At 32.3% G+C, this 6,670-nt stretch carries 8 protein-coding genes; all 8 read right to left on the bottom strand.

Going from position 1 to position 6,670, the window contains the following annotated elements:
* Window positions 1-169: 169 nt before the first annotated feature.
* On the bottom strand, window positions 170-577 hold the full coding sequence (locus Q0370_RS01280; RefSeq protein WP_021744463.1) for a helix-turn-helix domain-containing protein: 408 nt from the start codon (window positions 575-577) through the stop codon (window positions 170-172).
* Window positions 578-680: 103 nt separating this feature from the next.
* A complete protein-coding gene (araD, locus tag Q0370_RS01275; protein WP_021744462.1) occupies window positions 681-1,382 on the bottom strand; it encodes an L-ribulose-5-phosphate 4-epimerase in 702 nt (233 codons plus the stop codon).
* Window positions 1,382-2,257 (bottom strand): L-ribulose-5-phosphate 3-epimerase, encoded by an 876-nt coding sequence (locus Q0370_RS01270; protein WP_299571027.1) that lies wholly within the window; start codon window positions 2,255-2,257, stop codon window positions 1,382-1,384. The genes araD and Q0370_RS01270 overlap by 1 nt, the downstream gene beginning before the upstream one ends.
* 9 nt (window positions 2,258-2,266) lie before the next feature.
* Window positions 2,267-2,926, bottom strand: a complete 660-nt coding sequence (locus tag Q0370_RS01265; protein WP_299571025.1) for a 3-keto-L-gulonate-6-phosphate decarboxylase UlaD — start codon at window positions 2,924-2,926, stop codon at window positions 2,267-2,269.
* 106 nt (window positions 2,927-3,032) lie between these two features.
* Window positions 3,033-3,482 (bottom strand): PTS sugar transporter subunit IIA, encoded by a 450-nt coding sequence (locus Q0370_RS01260; protein WP_299571022.1) that lies wholly within the window; start codon window positions 3,480-3,482, stop codon window positions 3,033-3,035.
* 26 nt (window positions 3,483-3,508) lie between these two features.
* Window positions 3,509-3,790 carry a PTS sugar transporter subunit IIB gene (locus Q0370_RS01255; protein ID WP_021746590.1) on the bottom strand — a complete coding sequence of 94 codons (282 nt, stop codon included), beginning with the start codon at window positions 3,788-3,790 and terminating at the stop codon, window positions 3,509-3,511.
* A 44-nt stretch (window positions 3,791-3,834) separates the two neighbouring features.
* Window positions 3,835-5,358: a PTS ascorbate transporter subunit IIC gene (locus Q0370_RS01250; RefSeq protein WP_299571015.1), complete on the bottom strand. Its 1,524-nt coding sequence runs from the start codon at window positions 5,356-5,358 to the stop codon at window positions 3,835-3,837.
* A 64-nt stretch (window positions 5,359-5,422) separates the two neighbouring features.
* Complete coding sequence (ulaG, locus tag Q0370_RS01245) at window positions 5,423-6,484, bottom strand: L-ascorbate 6-phosphate lactonase (RefSeq protein WP_299571013.1); 1,062 nt, start codon at window positions 6,482-6,484, stop codon at window positions 5,423-5,425.
* Window positions 6,485-6,670 lie beyond the last annotated feature (186 nt).

The raw sequence follows: 6,670 nt of genomic DNA, 5'->3' as shown, positions 1-6,670 counted from the left end.
TTTGAGTAAAATAGTCATAGCCTTTTGAGTTTAGTTTTAAAGCAGTTTTACTATATAGTAAATTCGCTTAAAAATTAAGATAAAAATTAGTTATTTTTATCAACTCCATATAAAAAGGGAGCAACCACCTAAAATGTGAAACTCCCTTCATTTTTACAAAAAGCGGTAACTATTTTTTATTTAGCAGTTCTATATACTGCTTGACCAGCTCTATTTTTTCTGAATTCATATCCATTAGATTCCTAACTATTTCTCCGATATTTATATCTGAAAATTCCTCTATTATCTCATTAGTAAGCTCCTTCTTCAAATCTGACATATCCTTATCTGTATACCCTATTATTTTAAACAGTTTCAGATGATCTATCTTTAATATTTTAGCAATTTTTTTAAGTAGAAGAGGATTTGTCATATTATGCTTGCCTGATTCCAGATTAGATAAATAAGCTGGACTGATTTTTAGCATTTCTGCCATTTCTCTTAGTCCTATATTTTTTTGTAGTCTTTTATTTTTTATATAATACCCTAATGCTTCTACAAGATTAGAGTTAGTTTTTATACTGTCATTTTCAGCCATTTTTTCACCTTATCAATTTATTCATATAGAAATATAATATCATAATTTTATGATTTTGTGAACTGCTGAAACTTTTTACTACACAACAAATGCGGTCTATAAATTATTTTTTCTTTTGTCCATAATAAGCATTAGCTCCGTGTTTTCTCAAGAAATGCTTATCTAGTAACTCCTGTTGCATTGGCTTTATATCTTTGTTTACCATTTCAGTAAACATTGCCATTTTTGCCACTTCCTCCAATACAACAGAATTATAAACAGCTTCATCAGGATTTTTTCCCCATGTAAAAGGTCCGTGACTATTTACAAGAACTCCTGGAATATATTGTGGATTTAGATTTCTTTTTTCAAAAGTTTCTATAATTACCGTTCCTGTTTCTTTTTCATATTCTCCTGTGATTTCCTCTTTTGTCATTTTTCTTGTACAAGGTATTGAGCCATAGAAATAATCAGCATTTGTTGTCCCGTATGCTGGAATATCTCTTCCGCTTTGAGCCCAAATTGTAGCATTTGTTGAATGAGTATGAACAATTCCGCCTATTGAAGGAAACTTTTTATAAAGTTCAATATGTGTAGGAGTATCTGATGAAGGATTTAAATCACCTTCTACAACATTTCCATCTAAATCAACTACTACCATATCTTCTACTTTCATTGTTTCATAATCCACACCGCTAGGTTTTATAACAATCAAATTTTTTTCTCTGTCAATTCCGCTCACATTTCCCCAAGTAAATAATACCAGCCCTTTTTTTGGCAATTCTAAATTTGCCTTAAATACTTGCTCCTTTAATTTTTCCAGCATTAGATAAATCCACCTTCCTTCATTTTATCCAGCATCCATTGCTTTGCCTTTTTTACTTCTTCAATTGGATTATCTGATTTTTCAGTCCACATTTCTATTAAAAAAGGTCCTTTATAATTTAATTCTTTTAATTTTTTAAATACTTTTGGAAAATCTACACACCCTTCTCCAAAAGGAACTTCCTTAAATTTACCTTCAAAAGTCTCAGTCACTGCTAAAGTATCCTTTAAATGAATTCCTGTTATTTCTCCATTTTTTATTCCTAATTCCAATTCCTTCAGCGTGTCATTTTCAGGCCATGCTGTCAGATTTCCCACATCTGGATAAACCTTTAGCCATGGAGATTTAATTATATCCGCATATTCCATATATTTTGTAATGGAATTGATAAACGGATGATCCATAATTTCTATTGATAGTGTTACGTTGTACGAAGATGCCCATTCTACTGCCTTTTTTAAATTTTCAGTAAAATATTTTTTAGTCTGCTCATTTCCTTTTTCATAATAAACATCATATCCAGCCATTTGAATCGTTCTAATTCCCATTTTATCTGCAAAAATTATTGCTTTTTGCATTAGCTCCATAGCCTTTTCCCTAGTTTTTTCATCCATGCTTCCCATTGGAAATCTTCTATGTCCGCTAAAGCACATTGACGGTATTCTAACTCCATTATCTATTAATGCCTTATGAATTTTGTTTATTTCGTCATCGGACCAATCCAATCTTGCAAGCCTTTCATCAGTTTCATCTATAGAAATTTCCACAAAATCATATCCGCATTCTTTAACAAGTTTTATTCTTTCAACCCAGTCAATATCTTTAGGAAGAGCCTTTTCATATATTCCCAAATTTAATTTATTAAGATCTTTCATATTATTCCTCTATTTCCAATATTTATCAATTTCTGCTTTAAATGCTCTGGCAGCTGCTGCAGGATCTTCTGCTTCAGTAATTCCACGCCCTGCAATAAATGTAAACACATCTACACCTTCAAATAATTTTAGTGTATCAGTATTAAGTCCACCTGTTACAGAAACTTTAAATCCCATTTCAATTAATTTTTTGACTTTATTCAAGTCCTTTTCTCCCCAAGTTTCTCCAGCCAGCAAGGCATCTCTGCTTTGATGGTAAATAGCCTGATTAATTCCCGCATCTAACCAAAGCTGAGCTTGTTCATAAGTCCAGTCACCATATAGTTCCACTTGAATTTCCCCACGTTCTCCACGCTCTTCCTTTATAGCTTTTAAAGCCGCTTTCATTGTAGGGATTGTTGCAGAACAGATACAAGTCATCCAGTCTGCTCCACGCACAGCATTATTTTTGGCAACTGTTCCCCCTGCGTCTGCACATTTTGTATCTGCCACTATTATTTTATCAGGAAATAAATTTCTTAATACCTCAACTAATTCGCTCCCAACTTGTAGCAAGCAAACCGTCCCAGCTTCTATTACATCAACTTCTTCCCCAACTGATACTGCCGCTTTTATCGCACCTTTCAAATCCGAATGATCAAGTGCAACTTGTAATAATGGTTTTGCCATCACTTTTCCTCCATTTCATAATTTATGCGTTTTTAAAATATACTCAAACTCTTAAAAAAATTATTTAAGAAAGAGTTTGAGCAATTTAAAGTGGTTTTTTTATATGTTATGCTTTTTCTTCTATCAAGTTATAAATATCTTGTGATGTTTTAGCCTCTCTTATTTTTTCAAAAACATCTTCATCATCAAAAAGCATTACAATTTGAGGTATTGCTTCTCCTGCATGAACTTCATCATTTTCAGCTGCCAGTCCAATTAGTATATCTACTTCTTGCCCATCTGGAAACGATACAGGATTTTTCAAAGTAACAAGACTGAAAGAATTTTTATTAACTCCCATTTCAGGACGTTCATGTGGCATTGCCAATCCTGGAGCCAATATATAGAAAGGCCCTAATTCCTTTGTTCTTTTTATTATATTTTCTATGTATTTTTCCTCTATTGAATTGCTTTCCAAAAGAGGTTTCATACATACTTTTATTGCTTCTTCCCAATTATTTGCCTCCTGTTGCAGTACAACAGAATTATTTTCTTTCAAAGAATCCAGCAAATTCATAAAAATCTCCTTTCAACTTCTATTTTTTAAGCTATTCCAGCTTCTGTCAATTTACTTTCAAGCTCTTTTTCATCAAGTAAGTTTAAAAGACCTATTATTTTTGTGTTTGGTCCACCTTTTAATTCAGATGCGATATGAGTTGAAGCAAGAACTAAATCATAATTTGAAAGTCCTGATTTAGCTTCTCCTAGACTGCATGAATTTACATCTGCCTGTACTCCCAATTTTTGTAAAACTTTTCCAACTTTTAACTTCATAATCATACTTGTTCCCATTCCGCTTCCGCAAACTGCTAATACTTTTATCATTATTATTCACTTCTTTCTTTTTTACTTTTTTATTTTTTAAAATTTTAAACTTCTTCTAAATCTACTGTTCCTTCATAATATTGCTCTTTATTTTTAGATTTAGCATATTGAATTTGAGGAATTATTAGCATTGTAGCAATTACCAATACATATCCAATTACTCCTAAATATTTCATTACAAATCCTTGTGCTAGCCATACTGTACTTTGGTCTATATTTCCGTGCCATCCACCTTTTAATTGGAATAAAGCTACCGCAACAGCTCCGCATAGTACCTGCAATACTCCTGATACAGCTGATAATATGAATGCAGCTCTTGCTCCCCCACGTTTATCAGCATACACAGCAATAGTTGCATTATCAAAGAACACTGGAACGAATCCTGTTATAATAAATACAGGTGATTTGAATATTAATAATCCTGCTATTGAAATAAATTGAGCTATTGTTCCTACTAAAAATCCGAATAATACTGCACTTGGCGATCCAAATCCATAAGAAGCCGCACAATCTACTGCAGGCAATGATCCAGGCAATATTTTATTTGAAATACCTTGGAATGATACTGTCAATTCTGATACGAACATTCTAACTCCTGTTTTCAAAATTGTTAAATATACTGCAAATAATAATGTTGTTGAAACAATATAAGTACCAAATGAAAGTTTTTTAGGGTCAAATGCCCCTGCTGCAACACCATTAGGATTTATAACTGGACAAGTCTGTACATTATTTTCAATAACACATTTACCAAATTTCGCAGTAAAGAATTCAGGCCCTAGCACCCACATTATTATTCCAAAGAATACTATCATTATAAGTCCAGTTGCAATAATATCATCGTGGAGCATTGATAACCATTTAGGTAATTTCAAATCATCCAGTTTCTTTTTAGGATTTCCTATTTTTGGTGCCAATTTATCTGCTACCCATATAGCAAACATTTGTTGATGCCCTATTGCAAATCCAGCATTTTCTGTTAATCTTTGAGTTGGTTCTACTGATAAGTTTGATCCAACTGCCCAATATATTCCTGCAAAAATTCCTATTAATATTACTCCCTTTATATTTTGGAACTGAGGGAACAGGAAGAATATCATCCAAGCTGCTGTAGAAGCCTGTTGCTGCATAATATGCCCTGTTATGAACAATGTTCTTACTTTAGTAAATTTTCTAAATAACACTAATAGTATATTTATAACAAATCCTATAAGAAGTGCCATCATAACTGCTGCCGCCAAATTAGATTTGGATGAATCCTGTTCAATAATATTTTTTATTGCTTCATCCACAGCCTGCAATCCAAAGTAAGGATCTATAACTGCCGCATTTAATTCAAATTTAGTCTTTAATGCCGCTAGTATTGGTCTAAATGTTGTTACCAGCCCTCCTGCACCAACATTCAATATCATGTATCCTACAGTTGCCTTAATAAATCCTCCAACTGCCTCGTATATTTTTTTACCTAAGAACAAATATCCAACAAAAACCAGTAAACCTACAAAAAATTCTGGCTTAGTTAAAATATTTTGCCCAAACCACGTTCCAATTGCCATTAATAAATTCATGATTTTTCTCCTTTATATATTTTTTTAATAATTTTATTTTATCAAATATTTTTCAGTATATTTCCTATAAGAATGATTTAAATGGCAAATCAGGTTCTATTGTAAATGCGTCTTCAAATCCTCTTCTGTACATATATTCCATGTCATCTTTATTATCAGGGAATACAAATTTCCCTCCAGGCTGCCATATATATGGCTTAAATTCATACTTCATTCTGTCTTTTCTATAATTCCACAATAATGTTATTTCTTTTGGATCTGCCATAAAGTTAGACCAAATATCATGATGAAGCGGTATAACAACTTGTGTTTTCAATTCTTCAGCTACTCTTAGCACATCTGAAGAAGTCAATTTATCTGTCATTCCTCTTGGATTATCTCCATATCCTACAAATGCCACATCCACTTTATTTTCATTTCCATGTTTTACAAAATAGTTTGAATGGTGTGAATCTCCTGCGTTGTAAATATTTCCACCAGTTGTTTCAACTAAATAGTTTACTGCCATTTCATCCATATCAGGCGGTAAATTTCCTTTTAATGTTATATCTTCAGCAACTGTTAAAAGCATAGTTCTGTCAAATGATTCTAATGCTTTTATTTTTGCATCTTTTATTGTAATTTCATCTCCTGGTTTTACTTGTACCAGTCTATCTTCAGGCACTCCCCATTTTCTCCAAATTTCAATACATGTTTTTGGTCCTACGAATTTTGCTTCCGGACAATTTTTTACAACTGCCGCTGCAACATTTACATCTATATGGTCACTGTGTGAATGTGTTGCAAGCAATGCATCAAGACCTTCTATTGCAAAAGGATCTATAACACAAGGCGTAAGTCTTAAGTTTGGCTGTAAAGCTACACATCCGACTGCTCTTTGATGTTGATGCTTAGGTTTCATTAATTTATTTTTTTGACTTCTTTTACCTGTTGCTACCCAGATATCCATTGCAATATTTGCATTTCCTTCTGTTTTTATCCAAAGTCCCATATTTCCAAGCCACCACATTGCTACAGTTTTTGGTTTTACTACTGTTTCGGCTATTTCCTCATTTAACCAAGTTCCCCATTCAGGAAATGTTCCTAAAATCCAAGATTCTCTTGTGATTTCATCTAATTTTGACATAATTGTCCCTCCTAAAAATGTTATTAAATTGTATATATCGTTTTCTTTTTGCTAACAATAGTATACCCCACTTTTTTTTAAAGTCAATAATTTTTCAAAAAAATTTTTATAAAAATAAAAGAGGCATCATCAGCCTCTTTTAAAATATTATTATTAAAACAAATAATTTTTACTTTAATTTGTATA

The sequence above is a fragment of the uncultured Leptotrichia sp. genome, assembly GCF_938036635.1.
Lineage (GTDB): Bacteria > Fusobacteriota > Fusobacteriia > Fusobacteriales > Leptotrichiaceae > Leptotrichia > Leptotrichia hongkongensis.
The sequence above is the reverse complement of the archived record's forward strand: the minus strand, read 5'-3'. Positions and strand labels throughout refer to the sequence as shown.